Raw genomic sequence first — 20,936 nt, 5'->3', positions numbered from 1 at the left:
AAAATCATACAGCCATCTCCTGTCGGCTGGAAAACCGCCAATGAAAGGCCGCATCGGCAAGCCGTGCTTGCTGTTCAGGATTATGGCTGATCCATAAAGCAGCGGCATTATGTTGCTTAACATACTGCTGAATTCGCGTCTCGACCTGTTTCTCAGACTTAGGATCAAGATTGGCGCTAATCTCATCAAGCAACAACACCCTGGGTTGATAGGCTAGCCCGCGTAATAACGCAAACCGCTGTTTTTCACCCGATGACAACTGATCGGGATTTTTGTCAAACAAGGCTTGATCCAAACCGATTTCAGACAGGGCTTGACTGCTCAAGGGCACTCTAAAATGTGCACTTAGCTTGTCCAGCCACCAAGCCGTTTCAGCCGAAAAGTACATGACACGCTGTCGCCATAACGCGGGTTTGTACGCCTGTTGCGACAACCAGGCCTGGTTATCATAAAGTTGCACCTGACCTTGGTGGGGAATCAAATCCGCCAGCGCTTTTAAAAACTGCGACTTCCCGCTACCAGAACCCCCTGAAATCATACCAATTTTACCTTTTGGAGACACAGACTTATCGGCTTGGCCATGCCCTCTACCCACAAATCTTGAACATCCAATAATGTTGAATTCTTTAGCACACCACCCTCTCCTTGGATTACATCACAAGCCAACCCAGCGCGTCATTTAAAATAAGTTTTATCAGTTTTAATAGCGTCTTTGGACTAACTTGCGATTGACGATTGACACCCAATCCTTATTTTACCCTCTGAGGGTTACAGCAAGCCAAGCACTTTTGATTTATAATGTAGCGATTACCATCACATTAAAAGGTTTTATATCTCACATGATGACGCCAAAAGAAATTGTTCACGAACTCGATAAACACATTATTGGTCAAGCGGATGCTAAAAAAGCCGTCGCGGTTGCGCTGCGTAATCGCTGGCGCCGGATGCAGCTAAGCGCTGATTTGCGCCCCGAAGTCACGCCAAAAAATATTTTAATGATTGGCCCTACCGGTGTGGGTAAAACCGAAATTGCGCGTCGTTTGGCCAAGCTAGCCAATGCGCCGTTTATAAAAATTGAAGCCACCAAGTTTACCGAAGTGGGTTATGTGGGGCGTGATGTGGACTCAATTATCCGTGATTTGGTGGATAATGCGGTCAAAATGCAGCGCGAACAAGCGATTAAAACCGTCAAAAATAAAGCGCAAGACGCGGCTGAAAACCGTATTTTAGACATTCTATTGCCTCCAGCACGTGGCCGTGAAGAAGAAAGCCATGAAGCCATGGCAGACACACGTCAGAAGTTCCGCAAAAAACTGCGTGAAGGTCAGTTGGACGATAAAGAAATTGAACTGGATTTAAAAGTCGCACCCGCGCATGTCGAAATTATGGCACCGCCTGGCATGGAAGACATGACCTCTCAACTACAAGACATGTTTCAGTCTTTAGGCAGCAGCAAAAAACAAATGCGCAAACTGCCCATTAAAAAAGCCTTTAAACTTTTAGTTGACGAAGAAGCCCATAAACTCATCAACGATGACGACCTAAAATCACAGGCCGTTGAAAACGTCGAACAAAACGGTATCGTATTTATTGATGAAATCGACAAGGTCGCTAAACGCTCTGGCACGACCGGTGGCGATGTATCGCGTGAAGGGGTGCAGCGTGATTTACTGCCCTTAATTGAAGGCAGCACCATCTCAACCAAATACGGCATGATTAAAACTGACCATATTTTATTTATCGCGTCGGGCGCGTTTCATATGAGCAAACCCTCAGACCTGATTGCCGAACTACAAGGCCGTTTGCCTATTCGCGTGGAACTCAAATCCTTGCGCGTTGAAGATTTTGTTCGCATCCTCACCGAGCCTAAAGCCGCCCTCACCACCCAAGCCACCGCCTTAATGAACACCGAAGGCGTTGGGGTAAGTTTTACACAAGATGGTATTCAGCGCCTCGCCGAGATTGCTTATCAAGTCAACGAAGGCACCGAAAACATTGGCGCACGTCGCCTGCATACCGTGATGGAGCGTTTACTTGAAGAGGTATCGTTTAACGCCCCAGACCAAGCAGGCCAACAGATTGTTGTCGATCAAGCCTTTGTCAACGAACGCCTCGGCGCGCTCGCCAAAGACCAAGACTTATCACAGTATATTTTGTAGATTTTTATAGGACATCGGATGCCTAAACTTTTCGAATATCTTGGCATTGTGATCATGTTTTACTCCAATGAACATGAACCTATTCATGTTCATGGTAAGTTTCAAGGCATGGAAAGCAAGGCCGAACTGATTATTTTGGAGGGTAAAGTGGTCGAGATTCTAATTAAAGAGGTCAAGGGCCGCTCGCCCCTTGAGCCGACAAAATTACGCGACTTCAAAGAGTTTGTTAGCGCGTTTAGTGACCAAATTGTTCAACGTTGGATTGATTATTTTATTTACCACAAGTCTGTTAAATGCATACATATAGAGGGTCGAGTTAAATGATATCGCCAATCGAAATAAACAGGGTTGACTATATAACTGAATATCAGTTAAGACTTTATTTTTCTGATGGTAAAGTACAAGATGTTGATTTTAAAAACTTCATCAACCACTCCACCAACCCGCAAATAGCCAAGTACAAAAATTTAGACCTATTTAAATCCTTTCAGTTAACCTACGGCGATTTAGAGTGGAATGATTTTGACCTGTGCTTTCCGATTGCAGACCTGTATGAAAACAACATTGATAAATCAACCCAACGCCACAGAGTCGCTTAAATTATGCCCCTACCGCTAGACATTAAACTACAGCAAACCTCGCGCAAGCTTTTGGTTTCGTTTGATAGTGGCGAGAATTTTGAGTACAGCTGTGAGTTTTTGCGGGTGGTTTCGCAATCTGCCGAGGTGGTCGGCCATGCACCGGGTCAAGAGGTATTGCAAGTCGGCAAACAAGATGTCGGTATTGAAAACATTTCCCCAATGGGCAACTATGCCATTCGCCTGCATTTCAACGATGGTCATGACAGTGGCATTTACACCTGGGAGCGCCTTTATGATCTTGGCATCAACTACCAAAAATACTGGGTGGATTATTTAGACCGCCTAATGCGTGCTGGGTATAGCCATCCAGCTTTAAGCCAATTACAAAAGGAGTCCGGCAAATGAGCCAGTCATCAGAATTTAATTCAACCCGACAAACCATTGATTTTGGCTTTTCCGAAGTGCCACTTGAAGAAAAGGTCAAAAAAGTAAAAGGCGTGTTTGACTCTGTCGCGCAAAAGTACGATGTAATGAATGATGTGATGTCGCTCGGCATCCACCGTCTATGGAAACGCCAAACCATTGAACTAGCAGGTGTGCGTGAAGGCATGCAGGTATTAGATCTTGCAGGTGGCACCGGCGATCTAACCAAAGCCCTTGCTAAACGCGTAGGGCGCTCAGGCAAGGTGGTGTTAGCCGACATCAACGAAAGCATGGTACGTCTAGGCCGTGATCGCTTACTCGATGAAGGCGTCGGTGCGCAGGTTGACTATACGATCGCTAATGCTGAAGCTCTCGCCTTCCCTGACAACCATTTTGATGTGGTGACTATGGCATTTGGTTTACGTAACGTCACCCACAAGGACAAGGCGCTGGCAGAAATTGCCCGCGTTCTTAAACCCGGTGGACAGGCATTAATTTTAGAGTTTTCGAAGGTACATCAACCCCTTCTCGCCAAAGCCTACGACTTTTATTCGTTTAACATTCTACCCAAAATGGGCAAACTCATCGCCAATGATGAGGCCAGCTACCAATACCTTGCCGAATCGATTCGTATGCACCCTGATCAAGACACCCTCAAGCAAATGATGCTCGATGCAGGCTTTGATAAGGCGAGCTTCATGAATATGAACGAAGGCATCGTTGCCTTGCATCGCGGATGGAAATTCTAATGAATGCACAAAATACAGAACACGACTGGGAAGAAGAGTTATCAAAGATTGTGGGCGACCCGCTGGCCTTTCAAATTGGCTATCGCGTGCGCCGGTTTCAAGATCAAACTCGTCAGCTAAAACAAGATGGCGAACAAATGCTCAGCGAATACCTGCGTTATGAACTCGACCTACTGCCAGCGCGCTCGGAAGTTGAGGGATTTAACCAAGCAGTAACAGAACTTGAAACGCAGGTTGAGGCGTTAGAAGCGCGAATAGTTAATTTAAGCGCCAAAAAAGGATTTTAGGATAAGAGCGATGACACCACCTAAAACAAGCGTTAAGATCAGTCGATGCAACTTTAATTCGGCATCGATACGGTTAAAACGCTGGTCATAGTCAACAATCGCTTGGGCTGCAGCACGAGATTTTTCGTCTGACGCACCCGCTTCGCGTAAAGCATCGTAAACCTCTGAAACCATAATACTCATAATTTATTTCTCCATTAGAACTAAATAAATTATAACACTGAATATCAACATAGAAGAAGCTAAGTCCATTTATGAACCCTATCAAACAAGTATTTCGTTTAATAAAAATTAACCGGGTGATTACCCATTATCGACTCGATGAAATGGTACTCGCCAACAGCAAATACCGCGCTATAATTTGGCTTAACCGTATCGTGCTACCTTGGAACTGGCGCGCAACCCATCACGGTAATCGTGGATTGCGTTTGCGTTTAGCGCTTGAAGAACTGGGGCCTATTTTTATTAAGCTCGGCCAAGCGCTTTCTACGCGTAAAGATTTATTGCCCGAAGACATCTCGGTCGAACTCACCAAGCTGCAAGACGATTGCCCGCCATTTGATGAAACCCATTCACGTCAGATTATTGAAAAAGGTCTCAAACGCTCGATTGAAGAAGCCTATGCCGAATTTGAAGCCACACCGATGGCCTCGGCCTCCATGGCGCAAGTTCATGCGGCTAAACTTCATTCTGGTGAAGAGGTGGTGATTAAAGTCGTGCGCCCTGATATCAAGCCGGTGATTGAGCAAGACGTATCAATTATGTACACCCTAGCGCGTTTGGTCGAACTGGCGGTTAAAGAAAGCCGTCGTTTACACCCAACCGAAGTCGTCGGCGAATTTGAAAAGACCATTCTTGATGAAATGGACATGATGCGTGAAGCGGCGAACGCCACCCAACTTAAGCGCAATTTTGCAGACTCTGACTTACTCTATGTGCCTGAAATCTATTGGTCGCATACCAATGAACATGTGATGACCATGGAGCGCATTTATGGCACGCGGATTTCCGAAACCCAAAAGCTGATTGAACAGGGTATTGACCTAACCGACCTGTCCGCCAAGGGGGTGACGATTTTCTTTACCCAAGTGTTTAAACATAACTTTTTTCATGCGGACATGCATCCGGGTAATATCTTTGTGCTGCCGGATGGCCGTTATGCCGCGATTGATTTTGGCATTATGGGCACCCTCACCCCCGAAGACCAGCGCTACCTAGCAGAAAACTTTTTGGCCTTTTTTAACCGAGATTACCTGCGTGTATCCGAGCTACATATTGAGTCCGAATGGGTACCGAAAGACACCCGTGTCAACGAACTCGAATCGGCGATTCGTGCCGTGTGTGAACCCATTTGGGATAGACCACTGAAAGAAATTTCGTTCGGACTATTTTTAATGCGCCTATTCCAAACTGCGCGTCGTTTTGGCATGGAAGTTCAGCCGCAGTTGGTGCTATTGCAAAAAACCCTGTTGAATATCGAAGGCTTGGGGCGTCAGTTGGATGATGAGCTAGACCTGTGGGATACCGCGAAGCCATTTTTAGAAGACTGGATGAAGGAGCGTGTCGGTTTTAAAAGCTTAATTAAGAACACCAAGCGCAACTTTCCCTTCTGGATTGAAAACGCCCCTCAGCTACCAGGCCTGGTGCATTCTGTGCTCAATAAAGCCGCTCACGGCCAATTAGAACTACATTCCGGACAGATTGCACGCCTAGAAAAAGCGCTCAACAACCAAGCCCAGCAACAACGCCGCCGCGCGATTGCGCTGGCGCTGGTATTAGTCGCGCTCTATCTAGAATTCCAACACGCAGGACAAGATTTAACCGGCTGGCTACAAGCAGGCCTGGTTGTGGTCGCAGGCTATTTATTGTTGAAGAAGTAAGGCCTTATTAAACGCTCGTTATTAAAAACCACTCAATTAAAAGCTATTGGTTTTTTGCCACATCACGGATTCGTTATTATCTCGCGCCGCCTCAAGCAGTTCAAGTAAGGGCTGGGCACGCTGAGATAAATTTACTGCCTCTTGTTGCGGTGTAGCTTGAGCTGAAGGTTGTTGTGCTGCTTTACTGAGTTTCTCAATCGCCTCAACCAACATCCCATGATCCAACGCACTCGGAATCGTGCCTGACGCGCCCATTTTTTTGATCAGTGTTTGCGCGATGCCATCGTGCATCACCACATCAGCATGGTTTTTTGTTTTAAAGCGAATCATAAGCTTATTTCCCTTTCTAATAACCAACCACGTGACCCATCTCGAAATTGAAGACGTTTTATAAACTCAATATCCTGACCTTGATAAAAATTTGCCGGCAAGTTTTTAACCACATCCGCCACACCAGGTTGATCAATAAGCGTCTTTTGACCTTCTTGATCCGCTTGCATTAAGCGTGCAAGCAAATCCGCCTCACTCAAACCAGCTTTTACTCTATAACGAACCTGAGCAATATACACATCAGGCCCTTCTTTATGAGCACTCAACATTTTTACATCCTGAAGCGCAAACAATGACTGCATTTGTAACTGATCTTGCCAGTAACGCTTAGCCATGACCTCAACCGCCAAATCCGAAGGTTTACTTTCAAAACAACCCGCTAGGGGTAAAAACAACAACACCCAAAACCAACGAAACTTAATCATTGCGATCTCCTGTTAAATTACCTAATCAAACCGACGTCGCCCTTTAAACGCATAAGACAAGGTTGCACTGTCGGTATACTCCAGTTCACCCCCCATGGGTAAGCCTTGGGCAAGCCGCGTGACATTAACCCCGAGTTGCTGAGCCATCTGCTGAATATAATGCGCTGTTGCTTCACCTTCAACAGTCTGATTGGTTGCCAAAATGAGCTCCACTATATCAGGTTGCTGCAATTTAGTTTTTAGCAAATCCAAGCCCAGTTGCGCCGGCCCAATACCATCTATCGGTGATAAATGGCCCATCAAAACAAAGTATTTACCTTGGTAGATACCCGCTTGTTCAATGGATAATACATCGGCGGGCGTTTCAACAACACAGAGCAAACCCGCATTACGTTTAGTGGAGCTACAAATCCGACAAATAGCTTCTTCACTCAGAGTACGACACGAAGAACAATGCCCTACTTTATCGAGCGCTTCACTTAAGGTCCAGGCTAACTGCTTGCCACCCTCGCGCTGGCGCTCTAAAATCGCATAGGCCATACGTTGCGCGGATTTTGGCCCCACACCGGGTAAAATACGAAACGCATCAATAAGCTGTTGAATTAACGGTGAGGACATAGGTTAGAATGGGAGCTTCATGCCACCTGGTAAATTCATACCCTGGGTTAAGCCACCCATTTTTTCTTGGGTCGTGTGCTCAACTTTACGCACCGCACTATTCACCGCTGCAGCAAACAAATCTTCAAGCATTTCTTTATCATCCATTAAGCTGTCATCAATAGTTACGCGGACTAGTTCATGCTTACCTGTCATTTGAACCTTAACCATACCGCCACCCGCTTCACCTTCAACTTCCATTTGAGCAATCTCTTGCTGCGCACGTTCCATGTTTTTCTGCATTTCTTGGGCTTGCTTCATTAAGTTACCAATACCGCCTTTTCCACCAAACATAACGTATTTCCTTTTGAATTAATTATAAAAAGACCTCTACTCAAACCTAAGGCATGAGTAAAAAGGTCTCAAACAGGTTGGATTGTTTTTTCTAATAACTGCATATTCAATGTATCTTGAATAATTTGCGTATTTGGATCTTGTTTTATTGCCTGTATGGCATCCTGATGGTGCTGTTTTTTCTGTACTTGCTCATAGTCATCAGGGGTACAGTGTTCGCCTGAATACTCAACAAAATGAATAACAAACGCTTGACCAAAATAATGACGTGCCGCTTCAAGCAAACGGGCTTGTGCGACCTCTGTTTTCGCCATTAAATACGCAGGCGATACACTCAGCCACCAGGCCTGGTTATTATAATCCATTAAAATAGAGCGACGAGCCAATTCTAAGGCCATACCTTCAGGACCGACTTGCTCAATCATCTGAGCCCACACTTCAATCGGCTTGGGCTGCGCTAGATTCGGTAGCTCAACAGCGTCATTTGCAGGGGGATTGATGAACCTATCCTGGTTATCAGACAGGGCTTCACCATGCGTTTCTTCAAACGCACTGGGTTGGGCTGGAGCTGGCGATTCGGGAAAAGCCATCGCTTGGTCAAACGCAACGCATGGTTCTGGCTCTGTTGCTGACACTGCTGCAGAATCTTGAAAACGCGCCTGTAAATCGGGGAAAAAACTTAAATCAGCCGCCGCAGGGTTTGCCGTCAGTGTATTTGGGCTAGTGGACACCATCTTTTCAGAGCTACTCGGTTTCACGACCCTATTATTTTGGATGTTTTGGGTGTTTTGGGCTGTACTAAGCGTATCTTTAGCTTGTTTTAGTAAATCAGTTACGTGTGTTGGTGTTTTTTTTTCGTGCCGACTGACCGTCACGACCTCTTGAGCATTGGATAGCATATTAACTGGATTAAATGCCAACATCCGTAATAAACTCATTTCAAAACCAATCCGAATGTCCGGTGCTAAGTTGATATCCTGACGCGCTAAAAGCCCGATTTGGTAATAAATTTGAACCTGCTCCGCTGAAAGCCGTTGCGCTAAGTCAGTTAAAACATCTGGCGCTAACAAGCCCTCGTCGAGTAGTTCACCCAAAATTTGACTTTGACATACTTGATGCAAGGTCTCTAATAACTGACTTAACAACGCATTGTAATCCACACCCAAACTCGATAAGGTGAGTAAAACCTGTTTGATTTGTTCTGCTGAGTCTTCCGCCAAGGCTTGCAATATCGCTTGCACAATACCTTGATCCACTAAGCCAAGCATTGACTGCACTGCCTCAAACCTGATCTCACCCCCGCAATAGGCAATGGCCTGGTCCAATAAACTCAGCGCATCTCGAACTGAACCATCCGCACTTTTCGCAATAAGCGCTAAAGCATTCGGCTCAAACTCCAAGCCTTCTTGCTGAAGAATCATCACGAGATGCTGCTGAATTTGCAACGTCGTCAAACGTAATAAATTAAATTGCAGACAGCGCGACAATACAGTGATGGGTAGTTTATGCGGGTCGGTGGTAGCCAGCAAAAACTTTACATGCTCAGGGGGTTCCTCCAGCGTCTTCAATAACGCATTAAAACTGCTTTTAGACAGCATATGAACTTCATCGATCAGATAGACCTTATAACGCCCCTGAGTCGGCGCATACTGCACATTGTCTAAAATCTCACGTGTATCCTCAACCTTGGTTCTTGAAGCCGCATCAATCTCAATTAAATCAACAAACCGCCCTTCATTGACCGACTGACAAACCGAACACACACCACAGGGGGTTGAACTAATTCCTTGTTCACAATTCAATGCCTTGGCAAAAATACGCGCAATAGTAGTCTTACCCACGCCCCGTGTACCGGTAAATAAATAAGCGTGGTGTAATCGCTGCGAGTCAAGCGCATTGGATAAGGCCTGCATGACATGGGTTTGCCCAACTAGTTCGCTAAAGTTTTTCGGTCGCCACTTCCGGGCTAATACGGTATAACGCACAGACAGATCCCTGATTTACTATTCAGATGGAATAAAGCTTAGATTTTAACTTAGATTGAGATGAATAGAAAACGGAACACAAGATAAAAACAAGAATTAAGCTAGATTCATGTGAGGTGGCAGCGCGACCCGCCTTACCTCGGCGCACGCATCAGAAAGTACCGTTGCTTCCTTCCGGACCTGGCGGGGTTCCTAACTTAGCGTCGCGAGGGGACGAATAACGCTACCATAATGAAAGTGTTGCTAGCTGTGCATTGTAACAGAATATAGTTGCTATGATCCAATCAAAATTCAACAGACTTCACTGTTTGGCTATTAAATACTGCCACCAGGCCTGGTTAATGGGTTGGATCACATCTAGGTCATAATTTTTATCCCTAAATCGCCCAACAGCCTGTACACCCCGAACCGCATTACACATAAACAGTGCGTCCGCATCGCCCAAGTCCTCTAAACGGATGCGTGTCTGTTGCCAATTATAAGCCAAGCCCGCCTGGCTTAATACTAGAGGCAAACTAGTCAAGCAGGTGCCGCTCACCCCTGCTTGATCAAGCAGGGGTGTCAGCAACTTGTTTGCTTTAACTAAAACCAAATTGCTTTGTGTACCGCAAATAACAGTGTTGTCGCTATCAAGCATCAAGCCTTCATCAACACCTGCTTTGACCACTTCGGCACGGGCCAATACATTATCTAAACGGTTAAGGTGTTTTATTCCCGCTAAGGCAGCATTCAAACTCACTGGCGTTTGACAAACAATAAGCTGCAGTCCCGGCTGAACAACCTGCTGGGTTACAGGCGACCTAGTCTTGGCCCATACACCCTGTGGAGCAGAAGACAACTGAATAATAAGACTTAAATCTTTAAACTCCAATGCATTCGGTGGCGCATAACCTGTGCCTTTTCCACGCGTAATCACTAATTTAATCACTGATATTTCAGGTGAAACTAAAACAGCAGAGGATAACTGAGCTAACAACTCTGCTTCGTTAAGCTCAGGAAAGCCTAAACGCTGAGCACTGGTCTGTAATCGTCGCCAATGTGCAGGCCAGTTTGTCAAAACCTGCTGGTAACAGAGAATAGTAGTAAAAAAACCATCGCCATACATCAGACCTCGATCTTCCACCAGCAAATCAGAACAGGCGTGACCATTTAACCAGGCCTGGTGAATCATTTAACCAACCAGACCCAGCGCACGCAATAAACCCTTAGCTTTATGTCGGGTTTCTTCAAGTTCAAATTCCGCATCCGAATCAGCAACAATCCCCGCACCCGCTCGGAAACTTAATTTATCAGCTTGCAAAACAAAACTACGAATTAAAATATTGGTGTCCATTGAACCATCACGATTAATATACCCCACCGAACCGGTATAGGCTTCACGCGGCCCCGTCTCAAGTTCAGCGATAATTTCCATACAGCGAATTTTGGGGCAACCGGTAATCGTGCCTCCTGGAAACAGCGCATGAATGATGTCCAACGGGCTTTTATCCGTGGCAAGTTGACCACGAACATTTGAAACAATATGGTGAACATGTTGATACGTCTCGACAACCATTAGCTCGTTCACCTCAACGCTACCCGGTTTGCAAATTCGCCCCAAATCATTTCGTTCAAGGTCAATCAACATAATATGCTCGGCTCGCTCTTTGGGGTGCTGAATCAGCTCATCAATCAGTGCCAAATCTTCTTGATGGTTATCACTACGCTTACGTGTGCCCGCAATGGGCCGCGTATCAACCCAGGGCACCTGATAACGCACCAAGCGTTCAGGCGATGAACTGATAATTACCCCTTCATCAAGCTGCACTAAACCAGCAAAAGGCGCCGGGTTATGTTGACGTAATTGGCGATATACCCCACTGGCTGTTTGCGAAGGATTCGCCAGCGTTTCTAAATGAAGCTGCCATAAGCGTGATAAGTTAACCTGAAAAACATCACCGGCAAGAATATAATCTTTAATTCGGTTGACACCCTCAATATAATGCAGAGGCGGCTCTTCTATCAATGTTTTAATGACAATAGATTGCGCATCGAACTGACCAACCTGCTGTGCATAATCCATTTGCATTTGTGTTATGCAATCTTCAAATTCAGATTCAGCTACAAAACACACTTCCTGCTGATGGTGATCAACGATAATCGCGGCGGGGAATCGCTGTAATACAGCCAAGGGTAACTTAGATGTTGCTAAATGTAATGAAGGCTCGATAACGCCCGCATACTCGTAACCAAAGTAGACAAACCAGCCGCCATAAAATGGAAGGTTAGACGAGTTGTCCATGCAGGCCTGGTTGTGTTTCAGCTGACTTTGAAAGTCATCAATAAAAACCTGTGCTTGGCTTAGGTCATTCAACACCAGCCGCGATTGCGCAAACGCAAATAAAATATCGAAATGCCCTAACTGCCCCTGAGCCACACTTTCTAATAAATGGGGATAACGTTGCGGATGCAACTCAGCTAATCGGGATAAATCGACAGACTGCAAGGGTTGGCGCACTACACACAACCCTGCGTTGGATAATGAAGACATAGGTTTATTTTCGACTATTTAACGCGACCGATGACTAAACTAGCGTTCGTGCCACCAAACCCAAACGAATTAGATAATGCATAGTCAAACTGCGCATCACGCGCTTCATGCGCCACATAGTCTAAATCACAGCCTTCGGCCGGATTATCAAGGTTAATGGTCGGAGGTAAAACTTGGTCCTGAAGTGCCAAGGTTGTTAATATCGCCTCAATCGCACCTGCCGCACCCAATGCGTGTCCAATCATCGACTTGGTTGAGCTCATTGCAAGCTTATAGGCATGGTCACCAAAAACAGTTTTAACCGCTGCATTTTCACACACATCACCCGCAGGGGTTGAGGTGCCATGCGCATTAATATAACCAATTCTCGTTTTATCCAATTGGGCATTATGCAGCGCTAACTCCATACAGCGTACAGCACCCGCACCGCCCTGTGCAGGCAAAGTCATATGATAAGCATCACCACTCATACCAAAACCAAGCACTTCACCATAAATCTTAGCGCCGCGCGCTTTTGCATGCTCATATTCCTCTAAGACTACTGCACCCGCGCCATCTGCCAACACAAAGCCATCACGGTCCGTATCCCAAGGACGGCTTGCCGCTTGAGGGCTGTCGTTACGTGTCGATAAAGCACGTGCCGCTGCAAAGCCAGCTAGCCCTAGCTCAGTGGTGGCATATTCTGCTCCACCCGCAATCATTACATCTGCATCACCATATTCAATCAAGCGCGCCGCATCACCAATACTATGCGTTCCAGTTGCACAGGCGGTCACTAAGGCTAAGTTAGGCCCCTTAAGCCCAAACTTAATCGACACATGGCCTGAAATCATATTGATAATCGCACTTGGCACAAAAAACGGCGATACCTTACGCGGCCCATAGGCTTGATAAACACCATGTTGCGCCTCAATGGTGCCAATCCCACCAATACCTGAACCTATTGACACACCAATGCGTGTAGCATTTTCTTCAGTCACCTCTAAACCCGCGTCCTGAAATGCTTGAATCCCTACTGCAATGCCATAATGGATAAAAGGATCCATTTTTTTAGCTTCTTTTGGTGTTATGTATTCAGTCACATCAAAATCAGGCATCATGCCCGCAAACTTCACTGAAAATGTTTCAGTATCAAATTTAGTAATCGGCGCAACACCACTTTTTCCTGCTTTAATATTCTGCCAAGTTTGGGCAACATTTAAACCGACAGGGGTCAGTAAACCCAAACCGGTAATGACAACACGACGCTTAGACAAGGTGATTCTCCTACAGGGTGACCAAAAACAATAGTTTAGACGATTTTAAAAAAGCTGAGGTAAAAAAAAAGCCGTTAAAACGGCTTTTTTCGATACAAGCGGCGGAATTATTCCAAGTTTGCATTGATGTAAGAAACTGCCTGAGCCAAAGTAGAGATTTTCTCCGCTTCTTCATCAGGAATTTCGCAATCAAATTCTTCTTCTAATGCCATTACAAGTTCAACTGTATCAAGTGAATCTGCACCTAAATCGTCAATAAAAGACGCATCGGGCGTTACTTGCGCTTCTTCAACACCAAGCTGCTCAACAACGATTTTTTTAACGCGATCTTCAATACTGCTCATGGACTGTCTCCAACTCTATTTATTGTGATTAAAAATTTTGGGTTATTTTGCACCTAGTGCACCTTTTTTTCAAGCTTTATTTAACTTACAACCATCGCAAGTTAAATCATAACCATGCCACCGTTGACATTAATTGTCTGACCCGTAATGTAAGCCCCCCCCTCAGACGCTAGGAATGTCACTGCTTTAGCGATGTCTTCTGGCTGCCCTAGACGTGCTAAAGGGATTTGCTGAGTTAGCGCAGTACGCTGCTCTTCAGGTAAGTTTTTTGTCATGTCCGTATCAATAAAACCTGGCGCGACCGTATTCACTGTAATACCTCGTGAACCGACTTCACGGGCTAAAGATTTGGCAAATCCTATAATCCCTGCTTTTGCTGCGCCATAATTCGTTTGACCTGCATTCCCCATTACACCAACCACAGACGCAATATTGATAATACGCCCTTGTTTTGCTTTCATCATTCCACGCAAGCAAGCTTTAGACATACGATAGACCGAACTTAAATTGGTCTGGATAATATCGTCCCATTCATCATCTTTCATTCGCATCAATAGATTATCGCGTGTAATACCCGCATTATTAACTAGAATAGTCGGCGTACCAAACTCTTGAGACACTTGTTCCATTAAATCCGTAATTTGCTGTGGCTCAGTCACATTTAATGCCAGACCTCTACCCTTTCCACCGGCAGACTCAATATAAGCACTAATAGCTTGTGCACCTGATTCTGATGTCGCTGTGCCAATCACTGTTGCGCCATTAGCGATTAAATCCAGAGCAATCGCTTTGCCAATTCCTCGACTTGCGCCCGTTACTAATGCGATTTTACCTGTTAACATGGTTAGTCCTCTTTACTAAGATTGCTTAAGGTAGCAGAGTCAAAAATAGTTTCAATCGTCATGCGACGATCAATCCGTCGATTTAGACCCGCCAGCACTTTACCCGGACCTAACTCATAAAGTTTTTCTACGCCATTGGACTTCATGCATTCAATAGTTTTAACCCACTGAACGGGACGATAAAGTTGTGCAACCAACGCCGCTTTAATTTGCTTCGCGTCATCATAGGCTTCAACGCTAACATTATGCAATACGGGTATGTTCGGCTTGGCAAAGGTCATAGAAGATAAGGCTTGTGCCAACTGATCGGCTGCCGGCTTCATCAACGCACAATGTGAGGGAACACTTACGGCAAGGGCCACGACTTTTTTCGCCCCTTTTTCTTCAGCTAATTTCATCGCACGATCAACCGCTACTTTATTACCCGCTATGACCACCTGGCCAGGCGTATTAAAATTAACCGCTTCGACGACTTGGTCACCACAAGACAATTGACATAACTCAACCACTTGCTCATCCTCTAGACCTAAGATCGCTGCCATTGCGCCCTCTCCTGCAGGAACCGCTTGCTGCATCAGACGTCCGCGCTCAGCCACTAAAGCAACGCCCTGTTCTAATGTCATTACACCTGCCGCTACCAATGCAGTATATTCACCCAGCGAATGACCGGCCATAAAACTTGGAACTACTCCCGGCTTTACCTGTTGAAGTGCACGATAGACAGCTATACCTGCGGCTAACATCGCAGGCTGTGTAATAGATGTTTGGTTTAATTGTGCATCTGGACCTTGCTGAACAACTTGCCATAGATCATAACCCAATACAGCCGATGCATCTGAAAATACTTGCGCAACAACAGAGTGAGATTGCGCCAAGTCAGACAACATTCCTACTGACTGGGAACCTTGACCTGGAAAAATAAATGCTGTCTTCATTAACATTCCTTCAATACCTAATTAAGGCTGAACCCCAAGTAAATCCGCCGCCAAAAGCCTCCATCAACACAGTCTGTCCGCGCTGAATTCGGCCATCACGGACAGCTTCGTCTAAAGCCATAGGCACAGAAGCACTTGAGGTATTTGCATGTTTATTCACTGTGACTACAACTTGATCTTCGGATAGGCCAAGTTTTTTAGCCGTTGCAGTGATAATGCGTAAATTTGCTTGATGAGGAACCAACCAGTCGATCTGATCCTTTGTCATATTGTTTGCCTCAAGGGTTTCGTTAGCAATACGGCTCAGGGTATTAACCGCGACCTTAAAGACTTCATTGCCTTTCATTGACATGGTTCTTTCAGCAACATCATCAGTAAGCGCTAGCTTTGATGGGCCTGATGGAACATGCAAAAGCTCCTCATATTGACCATCAGCATGAATATGGGTAGATAAAATTCCTGGCTCCGTGGATGCTTCGAATAATACAGCCCCCGCACCATCACCAAATAAAATACAAGTGGTTCTGTCTTGCCAATTGGTAATTCTTGAAAGCGTTTCCGCCCCTACCACTAACACCCGTTTTGCCATGCCGGTTTTTATAAATTGATCAGCTACACTGACCGCATAAACGAATCCAGTACAAACCGCTTGAATATCAAACGCTGGACAACCGCGAATGCCTAAACGCTGTTGTAACAAACATGCCGTACTCGGAAAAACCTTATCAGGTGTGGTGGTAGCAAATACGATAAGATCTATTGTTTTTGGATCAATACCCGCCATTTCTATCGCATTACGAGCAGCATGCTCGGCTAAATCACAGGTTGTTTGGCCTTCAGCAGCAATGTGACGCTGCTCTATGCCTGTACGTTCTCGAATCCATTGATCGCTGGTTTCTACCATGGCTTCTAGATCATGATTGGTTAGTATCTTTTCCGGCAAATAACGTCCGGTACCCATAATTCGACTATAAACTTTATCTGACATTAGACCCGTTCTTCTTTAAACTGGGGCTCACATTGTGATTCAAGCAACTCTGATACCTTGGATTCAATACGCTCAGGCACCTTATTAATCACAGCTAAGCGTGCTTGTTTTATTGCATGGTAAAAGGCGAAACTATCTGCACCTCCATGACTTTTGATAACGATTTTTTGCAAACCTAAAAAAGAAGCTCCGTTATAGCGTCGTGGATCTACTTTCTCTTTGAATGACTTAAGTACAGGCAACGCAATCAAACCAATTAATTTGGTAAATAGGTTTCGGGTAAATGCTTGTTTAAGATAAAAAGAGATCATTTTGGCTACACCCTCAGAAGCCTTGAGGGCGATATTCCCATCAAAACCATCACATGCAACCACATCAACCTTGCCATGATAAATGTCATCACCCTCTACATAGCCTTTATAGTTTATTGATGTTTGACGAAGAATTTGTTGGGCCAGTTTTATACGATCATGGCCCTTCATTTCTTCCTCACCAATATTCAACAAACCAACCGTTGGATTAGGGTTTCCATCCAGTGAGCTTGCTAAAACCGAGCCCATAATCGCGAACTGAGCAAGGCTCTCACCATCCGCCCCAACGTTAGCGCCCAAGTCTAGCATATAGACATGGCCTTTTATTGTTGGCATGGATGTGCAAATAGCGGGACGATAAATACCTGGCAAGGTTTTTAAAACAAATTTCGAAATGGCCATCAGCGCGCCCGTATTGCCGGCACTGACACAGGCTTGAGCCTCATCTTGCTTGACCAAATTCAAAGCTAAACGCATCGATGAATTTTTCTTATTACGCAATGCATTGGAAGGCAATTCATTCATCTCAACAATCTGTTCAGCATGATGAATAGATAAGCGCTCAGATTTGAAATGAGCACCATTAAGACCCTGCTGAAGAGCAGACTCGTCTCCAACAAGAATAATGTGCAGGTCATCAAAGGTGTTAATTGCTTCAATCACTGCAGGAACAGTGACCTTTACACCGTGGTCACCGCCCATTGCATCGATAGACAGTGTAATTTTCAAGGTAAATTAAGCCTTGTCTTGAATTACTTTCTTGCCTTTGTAGTAACCATCTGCGGTTACATGATGACGACGGTGAATTTCACCCGTTGTTGCATCAACCGTGATAGCCACTGTTGTTAAACCGTCATGTGAGCGACGCATGCCACGCTTTGATGGTGATTTTTTATTCTGCTGAACAGCCATGTAATTTCTCCTAAATAAATACGCTAAATAAACAGTTTCGGTCAAATTTGACCTAATTAAGTTCTCAATTTTTGCAACATAGCAAACGGATTTGGCTTGTCTTCATGAACCGCTTCTGACTCATCCCCAAGGCTATCTGCTTGCCATGTCAATATTTCCTTGTCTTGTCTGGGAACCATAGGTATCGCCAACAAGACTTCCTCTTCTATTAACTCATAGGTCGAGATTTTACCCTCAGGCAGTGCATAAACCTCAACCTCTTCATCCAAGCCTTCAGCCAATGCTAAGCTAGGCAAATAAACGCCTGATATCTCAGAATCAACTTCATACCAAAACGGCTGAAGACTGCGCTGACACTCAAGACAGAGTCTTGTTTTAACCTGTAAGGTAAACATAGGCGCTTTTAATTTGGGATGGCGTTTAAACGCTAAATCCACCACTATCATTTCATCTGAGCTTACCAACTGCTGGCGCAGTCGTTTTAAATCAGATTGCTTGACAGCTGCATTAAAGCGCCTATTATGTTCAGCACACTGAACGGGATCAATTAAATCTGGAATTTTTTCAAACATAGCCGCGAATCATACCCCGAGAATTGATTTCTGTCAAAATTTTACGCATCTTTTTATGTATTGTGGAACCACACTGATGATGACAAGTAATATACCTATTATCCTTGCTTCTAGCTCCCGATTTCGTCAACAACTTTTGCATAAATTGGGTATAGAATTTAATAGCTTAGCACCCCAAATCGACGAATCAAGACAGCCGAATGAATCGATTGAGCAAATGGTAGCCAGGTTATCACTTAGCAAAGCACAAGCGGTGAGCTCAGGCCATCCAAATGCCATTATCATTGCCTCTGATCAAACAGCTAGTTTAAACGGAAAAGCATTAGGAAAAGCAGGCAACTATCAAGCTGCTTTTGACCAGCTCAAAGCCCAATCAGGCCAATGCATTAAGTTTTATACGGGCCTTGTTGTTTACAATCCCATTGAAAAAATCTACTTAAATGCGATGGATACCACCCTTGTTACTTTTCGCCAACTTAGCGATACGCAGATTCACAACTACCTAATGGCTGAAAAACCTTATGACTGTGCGGGTAGCTTTAAATCAGAAGGATTAGGTGTTTGCCTATTAGAACGTATCGAAACACTCGACCCTAATGCGTTAATTGGTTTGCCACTTATTCAACTTACCAACCTACTTGGGCAGTTAGGCATTAATCTTCCAATAACCAGGCCTGCAGCTCATTAAGGTGATCAAAACTAGCCAGTGGCTTAAAGGTCTGCAAACGCTCAAGTTCATGCACACCATGACTCATTGCCACCCTGGGCATCGCTATTGATTGCGCCATTTGCATATCAAAGGTAGTATCACCCACCATTAGCGCTTGATCCGCTTTTAAACTTAAGTGCATTAGTATCTGGTTTAGCATTAGCGGATCAGGCTTTGAGGCCGACTCAATGGGCGTACGTGTAATATCAAAATATTCACCAAATCCTGACTTCTGTAACACCAAATCCAAACCCTTACGACTCTTTCCCGTTGCTACTGCCAACAAATATCCCGCTTGCCTTAATGAAACAAGCAGCTCAACCGCACCTTCGTATGCCTGCATTTCAACCTCAGACTCATACAAAAAATGCTGAGTATAAGCTTTTGCCATTTCTGCTACCTGGCTCGATTTCGCCTGTGGGTATAGCTGACCTATTGCCCTGTCTAAACTTAAACCAATTATTTGCTTAGATTGATGCGCGCTTAGAACCGGCAAACCACAACGTTTGGCTGCGACTTGAATCGCTGAGACAATACGGGCTTCTGAGTTCATCAAAGTACCATCCCAATCAAAAATAACTACCTTAAACCTACTTGCCACTTGCCTGCTCCAATGTTTTTATCGTTCGTGTAAAGTCGTTAAATAACGGGGCCTCAATCTCAATCTGTTTATTAGTTAAAGGATGTGTAAAGACCAAACGCTTCGCATGCAAGGCTAAGCGCGCCATGCCCAACGCTTTAAATTGCTTGTTAATTTCATCAAACCCATACTTATCATCACCAACAACAGGACAACCCTGCGCACGAGCATGAACGCGAATTTGATGAGTACGTCCCGTTACCAGCCTAACCTCCATTAAGGCGACCTGGGCAAACTGCTGCTGGATAAAAAAATAACTTAAACAGGCTTTGCCATCAGGCGACACATCCACCATCCGCTCACCAGAGCGTAAAGTATTCTTAATTAATGGTAAATCAACTTTTTGCTTCCCCTTCGGCCACTGACCTGCAACCAGAGTTAGGTAACGCTTTTCAACCTGATCCTGACGAATCTGTTCATGCAAATTTCGTAAAACTGACATTTTTTTTGCCAAAATAATAGCACCCGATGTATCGCGATCCAGCCGATGCACCAGCTCAACACGTCGCGCATCTTCACGTAAATTCCGTACTAGCTCAACCAAACCCCAGCTTACCCCACTCCCCCCATGCACAGCCATACCCGAAGGCTTATTAATGACCAATAAGTCATTATCCTCATACAGAATCAGGCTTTCAATCTTATCCATTTGCGCTTTAGGAGGAATCACCGTTTCACCCACTTCAGCCATCGCAACGGGAGGCACACGTACAATATCACCTAACTCTAAACGACGACTAGGCTGAGCGCGCCCTTTGTTCACACGAACCTCGCCTTTGCGAATTATTCTGTAAACAAGCATTTTCGGCACTTTACGCAGATGCTTCAATAAAAAATTATCTAAGCGCTGACCAACTTCCTCAGAACCTACCTCTAAAAACTTAACATTTGACATAAAAACTCACTTTACCTAACCTTTTGGCGCATTCTATCGGAAAGCCATTTTAAAATATACAAATCTAACTCCGTTTCTGATTGCACCTTAGATAAAGCGGTGCTATATTGCGCAGGCTGGGTAAGTTTTATTTAATGTAAACGCCAGCAAACAGATTTTTCCGCATTGAATGCGCAGTAAACACTTTTTTATTAACTGGCTAAAAACTAAAAAACAATAATAGAATAAACGA

At 44.8% G+C, this 20,936-nt stretch carries 27 protein-coding genes and 1 other RNA gene; 8 read left to right on the top strand and 20 right to left on the bottom strand.

Annotated features, from left to right (window positions below; genetic code table 11):
• Nucleotides 1–4 precede the first annotated feature (4 nt).
• Complete coding sequence (locus P8S55_RS07175; protein ID WP_289223547.1) at nt 5–562, bottom strand: ABC transporter ATP-binding protein; 558 nt, start codon at nt 560–562, stop codon at nt 5–7.
• 268 nt (nt 563–830) lie between these two features.
• On the opposite strand from P8S55_RS07175, the gene hslU reads away from it, so the two are divergent.
• From hslU to P8S55_RS07145, 6 genes are read left to right on the top strand one after another with little or no spacing between them, the layout of a single operon-like run.
• Nucleotides 831–2,159 (top strand): ATP-dependent protease ATPase subunit HslU, encoded by a 1,329-nt coding sequence (hslU, locus tag P8S55_RS07170; RefSeq protein ID WP_289225319.1) that lies wholly within the window; start codon nt 831–833, stop codon nt 2,157–2,159.
• Between the two features lie 18 nt (nt 2,160–2,177).
• Nucleotides 2,178–2,483 carry a DUF4160 domain-containing protein gene (locus P8S55_RS07165; RefSeq protein WP_289223546.1) on the top strand — a complete coding sequence of 102 codons (306 nt, stop codon included), beginning with the start codon at nt 2,178–2,180 and terminating at the stop codon, nt 2,481–2,483.
• Entirely contained in the window at nt 2,480–2,758 is a 279-nt protein-coding gene (locus P8S55_RS07160; protein ID WP_289223545.1) for a DUF2442 domain-containing protein, read from the top strand. Before P8S55_RS07165 ends, P8S55_RS07160 begins: the two co-directional genes overlap by 4 nt.
• Before the next feature lie 3 nt (nt 2,759–2,761).
• Nucleotides 2,762–3,145, top strand: coding sequence for a gamma-butyrobetaine hydroxylase family protein (locus tag P8S55_RS07155; RefSeq protein WP_289223544.1), 384 nt, complete (start codon nt 2,762–2,764; stop codon nt 3,143–3,145).
• Nucleotides 3,142–3,912, top strand: a complete 771-nt coding sequence (ubiE, locus tag P8S55_RS07150; protein WP_289223543.1) for a bifunctional demethylmenaquinone methyltransferase/2-methoxy-6-polyprenyl-1,4-benzoquinol methylase UbiE — start codon at nt 3,142–3,144, stop codon at nt 3,910–3,912. The genes P8S55_RS07155 and ubiE overlap by 4 nt, the downstream gene beginning before the upstream one ends.
• Nucleotides 3,912–4,199: a hypothetical protein gene (locus P8S55_RS07145; protein ID WP_289223542.1), complete on the top strand. Its 288-nt coding sequence runs from the start codon at nt 3,912–3,914 to the stop codon at nt 4,197–4,199. Before ubiE ends, P8S55_RS07145 begins: the two co-directional genes overlap by 1 nt.
• On the opposite strand, the gene P8S55_RS07140 is transcribed toward P8S55_RS07145, so the two are convergent.
• Nucleotides 4,176–4,382, bottom strand: coding sequence for a hypothetical protein (locus P8S55_RS07140; protein WP_289223541.1), 207 nt, complete (start codon nt 4,380–4,382; stop codon nt 4,176–4,178). The two genes, P8S55_RS07145 and P8S55_RS07140, sit on opposite strands and share 24 nt — an antisense overlap.
• A gap of 71 nt (nt 4,383–4,453) precedes the next feature.
• On the opposite strand from P8S55_RS07140, the gene ubiB reads away from it, so the two are divergent.
• Nucleotides 4,454–6,079 carry a ubiquinone biosynthesis regulatory protein kinase UbiB gene (gene ubiB, locus P8S55_RS07135; protein ID WP_289223540.1) on the top strand — a complete coding sequence of 542 codons (1,626 nt, stop codon included), beginning with the start codon at nt 4,454–4,456 and terminating at the stop codon, nt 6,077–6,079.
• Between the two features lie 36 nt (nt 6,080–6,115).
• Here ubiB and P8S55_RS07130 read toward each other — a convergent pair whose 3' ends face one another.
• From P8S55_RS07130 to P8S55_RS07055, 16 genes are all read right to left on the bottom strand, one after another.
• Nucleotides 6,116–6,409, bottom strand: a complete 294-nt coding sequence (locus P8S55_RS07130; protein ID WP_289223539.1) for a DUF1840 domain-containing protein — start codon at nt 6,407–6,409, stop codon at nt 6,116–6,118.
• Nucleotides 6,406–6,834 (bottom strand): hypothetical protein, encoded by a 429-nt coding sequence (locus tag P8S55_RS07125; protein WP_289223538.1) that lies wholly within the window; start codon nt 6,832–6,834, stop codon nt 6,406–6,408. Before P8S55_RS07125 ends, P8S55_RS07130 begins: the two co-directional genes overlap by 4 nt.
• A gap of 21 nt (nt 6,835–6,855) precedes the next feature.
• On the bottom strand, nt 6,856–7,452 hold the full coding sequence (recR, locus tag P8S55_RS07120; RefSeq protein ID WP_289223537.1) for a recombination mediator RecR: 597 nt from the start codon (nt 7,450–7,452) through the stop codon (nt 6,856–6,858).
• A 3-nt stretch (nt 7,453–7,455) separates the two neighbouring features.
• A complete protein-coding gene (locus P8S55_RS07115; RefSeq protein WP_289223536.1) occupies nt 7,456–7,785 on the bottom strand; it encodes a YbaB/EbfC family nucleoid-associated protein in 330 nt (109 codons plus the stop codon).
• A gap of 68 nt (nt 7,786–7,853) precedes the next feature.
• Complete coding sequence (gene dnaX, locus P8S55_RS07110; RefSeq protein WP_289223535.1) at nt 7,854–9,770, bottom strand: DNA polymerase III subunit gamma/tau; 1,917 nt, start codon at nt 9,768–9,770, stop codon at nt 7,854–7,856.
• A gap of 123 nt (nt 9,771–9,893) precedes the next feature.
• An RNA gene (ffs, locus tag P8S55_RS07105) (signal recognition particle sRNA small type) lies at nt 9,894–9,990 on the bottom strand.
• An 81-nt stretch (nt 9,991–10,071) separates the two neighbouring features.
• On the bottom strand, nt 10,072–10,941 hold the full coding sequence (gene pabC, locus P8S55_RS07100; RefSeq protein ID WP_289223534.1) for an aminodeoxychorismate lyase: 870 nt from the start codon (nt 10,939–10,941) through the stop codon (nt 10,072–10,074).
• Nucleotides 10,942–12,300 (bottom strand): aminodeoxychorismate synthase component I, encoded by a 1,359-nt coding sequence (locus P8S55_RS07095; protein WP_289223533.1) that lies wholly within the window; start codon nt 12,298–12,300, stop codon nt 10,942–10,944.
• A gap of 14 nt (nt 12,301–12,314) precedes the next feature.
• The gene (gene fabF / locus P8S55_RS07090) at nt 12,315–13,556 is read right to left on the bottom strand and encodes a beta-ketoacyl-ACP synthase II (RefSeq protein ID WP_289223532.1); all 1,242 of its coding nucleotides are present in this window, start codon (nt 13,554–13,556) and stop codon (nt 12,315–12,317) included.
• Between the two features lie 107 nt (nt 13,557–13,663).
• On the bottom strand, nt 13,664–13,900 hold the full coding sequence (gene acpP / locus P8S55_RS07085) for an acyl carrier protein (RefSeq protein ID WP_248851220.1): 237 nt from the start codon (nt 13,898–13,900) through the stop codon (nt 13,664–13,666).
• Between the two features lie 101 nt (nt 13,901–14,001).
• Nucleotides 14,002–14,742, bottom strand: coding sequence for a 3-oxoacyl-ACP reductase FabG (gene fabG, locus P8S55_RS07080; protein ID WP_289223531.1), 741 nt, complete (start codon nt 14,740–14,742; stop codon nt 14,002–14,004).
• 2 nt (nt 14,743–14,744) lie between these two features.
• Complete coding sequence (fabD, locus tag P8S55_RS07075; protein ID WP_289223530.1) at nt 14,745–15,677, bottom strand: ACP S-malonyltransferase; 933 nt, start codon at nt 15,675–15,677, stop codon at nt 14,745–14,747.
• Between the two features lie 10 nt (nt 15,678–15,687).
• A complete protein-coding gene (locus P8S55_RS07070; RefSeq protein ID WP_289223529.1) occupies nt 15,688–16,665 on the bottom strand; it encodes a beta-ketoacyl-ACP synthase III in 978 nt (325 codons plus the stop codon).
• Nucleotides 16,665–17,705, bottom strand: a complete 1,041-nt coding sequence (plsX, locus tag P8S55_RS07065; protein WP_289223528.1) for a phosphate acyltransferase PlsX — start codon at nt 17,703–17,705, stop codon at nt 16,665–16,667. The genes P8S55_RS07070 and plsX overlap by 1 nt, the downstream gene beginning before the upstream one ends.
• A 6-nt stretch (nt 17,706–17,711) precedes the next feature.
• Nucleotides 17,712–17,888, bottom strand: a complete 177-nt coding sequence (gene rpmF / locus P8S55_RS07060) for a 50S ribosomal protein L32 (protein ID WP_289223527.1) — start codon at nt 17,886–17,888, stop codon at nt 17,712–17,714.
• Between the two features lie 56 nt (nt 17,889–17,944).
• Nucleotides 17,945–18,460: a YceD family protein gene (locus P8S55_RS07055; protein ID WP_289223526.1), complete on the bottom strand. Its 516-nt coding sequence runs from the start codon at nt 18,458–18,460 to the stop codon at nt 17,945–17,947.
• A gap of 76 nt (nt 18,461–18,536) precedes the next feature.
• Between P8S55_RS07055 and P8S55_RS07050 the strand changes: the two genes are divergently transcribed.
• Complete coding sequence (locus P8S55_RS07050) at nt 18,537–19,148, top strand: Maf family protein (RefSeq protein ID WP_289223525.1); 612 nt, start codon at nt 18,537–18,539, stop codon at nt 19,146–19,148.
• On the opposite strand, the gene P8S55_RS07045 is transcribed toward P8S55_RS07050, so the two are convergent.
• Nucleotides 19,114–19,770 carry an HAD-IA family hydrolase gene (locus P8S55_RS07045; protein WP_289223524.1) on the bottom strand — a complete coding sequence of 219 codons (657 nt, stop codon included), beginning with the start codon at nt 19,768–19,770 and terminating at the stop codon, nt 19,114–19,116. The two genes, P8S55_RS07050 and P8S55_RS07045, sit on opposite strands and share 35 nt — an antisense overlap.
• Nucleotides 19,760–20,704 (bottom strand): RluA family pseudouridine synthase, encoded by a 945-nt coding sequence (locus P8S55_RS07040; RefSeq protein ID WP_289223523.1) that lies wholly within the window; start codon nt 20,702–20,704, stop codon nt 19,760–19,762. The genes P8S55_RS07045 and P8S55_RS07040 overlap by 11 nt, the downstream gene beginning before the upstream one ends.
• Nucleotides 20,705–20,936: the final 232 nt, after the last annotated feature.

Origin of the sequence: Thiomicrospira sp. R3 (assembly GCF_029581415.1) — a bacterium.
Classification (GTDB): Bacteria; Pseudomonadota; Gammaproteobacteria; order Thiomicrospirales; family Thiomicrospiraceae; genus Thiomicrospira.
The sequence above is the reverse complement of the archived record's forward strand: the minus strand, read 5'-3'. Positions and strand labels throughout refer to the sequence as shown.

Bases quoted from the DNA above. Each gene is read 5' to 3' on its own strand.
- acpP (WP_248851220.1), bottom strand. From the start codon at position 13,900: ATGAGCAGTATTGAAGATCGCGTTAAAAAAATCGTTGTTGAGCAGCTT.
- recR (WP_289223537.1), bottom strand. From the start codon at position 7,452: ATGTCCTCACCGTTAATTCAACAGCTTATTGATGCGTTTCGTATTTTA.
- P8S55_RS07125 (WP_289223538.1), bottom strand. From the start codon at position 6,834: ATGATTAAGTTTCGTTGGTTTTGGGTGTTGTTGTTTTTACCCCTAGCG.
- P8S55_RS07130 (WP_289223539.1), bottom strand. From the start codon at position 6,409: ATGATTCGCTTTAAAACAAAAAACCATGCTGATGTGGTGATGCACGAT.
- ubiB (WP_289223540.1), top strand. From the start codon at position 4,454: ATGAACCCTATCAAACAAGTATTTCGTTTAATAAAAATTAACCGGGTG.
- P8S55_RS07050 (WP_289223525.1), top strand. From the start codon at position 18,537: ATGATGACAAGTAATATACCTATTATCCTTGCTTCTAGCTCCCGATTT.
- P8S55_RS07040 (WP_289223523.1), bottom strand. From the start codon at position 20,704: ATGTCAAATGTTAAGTTTTTAGAGGTAGGTTCTGAGGAAGTTGGTCAG.
- P8S55_RS07070 (WP_289223529.1), bottom strand. From the start codon at position 16,665: ATGTCAGATAAAGTTTATAGTCGAATTATGGGTACCGGACGTTATTTG.
- ubiE (WP_289223543.1), top strand. From the start codon at position 3,142: ATGAGCCAGTCATCAGAATTTAATTCAACCCGACAAACCATTGATTTT.
- P8S55_RS07140 (WP_289223541.1), bottom strand. From the start codon at position 4,382: ATGAGTATTATGGTTTCAGAGGTTTACGATGCTTTACGCGAAGCGGGT.
- pabC (WP_289223534.1), bottom strand. From the start codon at position 10,941: ATGATTCACCAGGCCTGGTTAAATGGTCACGCCTGTTCTGATTTGCTG.
- P8S55_RS07095 (WP_289223533.1), bottom strand. From the start codon at position 12,300: ATGTCTTCATTATCCAACGCAGGGTTGTGTGTAGTGCGCCAACCCTTG.
- P8S55_RS07165 (WP_289223546.1), top strand. From the start codon at position 2,178: ATGCCTAAACTTTTCGAATATCTTGGCATTGTGATCATGTTTTACTCC.
- P8S55_RS07160 (WP_289223545.1), top strand. From the start codon at position 2,480: ATGATATCGCCAATCGAAATAAACAGGGTTGACTATATAACTGAATAT.
- P8S55_RS07115 (WP_289223536.1), bottom strand. From the start codon at position 7,785: ATGTTTGGTGGAAAAGGCGGTATTGGTAACTTAATGAAGCAAGCCCAA.
- rpmF (WP_289223527.1), bottom strand. From the start codon at position 17,888: ATGGCTGTTCAGCAGAATAAAAAATCACCATCAAAGCGTGGCATGCGT.
- P8S55_RS07145 (WP_289223542.1), top strand. From the start codon at position 3,912: ATGAATGCACAAAATACAGAACACGACTGGGAAGAAGAGTTATCAAAG.
- fabG (WP_289223531.1), bottom strand. From the start codon at position 14,742: ATGTTAACAGGTAAAATCGCATTAGTAACGGGCGCAAGTCGAGGAATT.
- P8S55_RS07155 (WP_289223544.1), top strand. From the start codon at position 2,762: ATGCCCCTACCGCTAGACATTAAACTACAGCAAACCTCGCGCAAGCTT.
- P8S55_RS07055 (WP_289223526.1), bottom strand. From the start codon at position 18,460: ATGTTTGAAAAAATTCCAGATTTAATTGATCCCGTTCAGTGTGCTGAA.
- fabD (WP_289223530.1), bottom strand. From the start codon at position 15,677: ATGAAGACAGCATTTATTTTTCCAGGTCAAGGTTCCCAGTCAGTAGGA.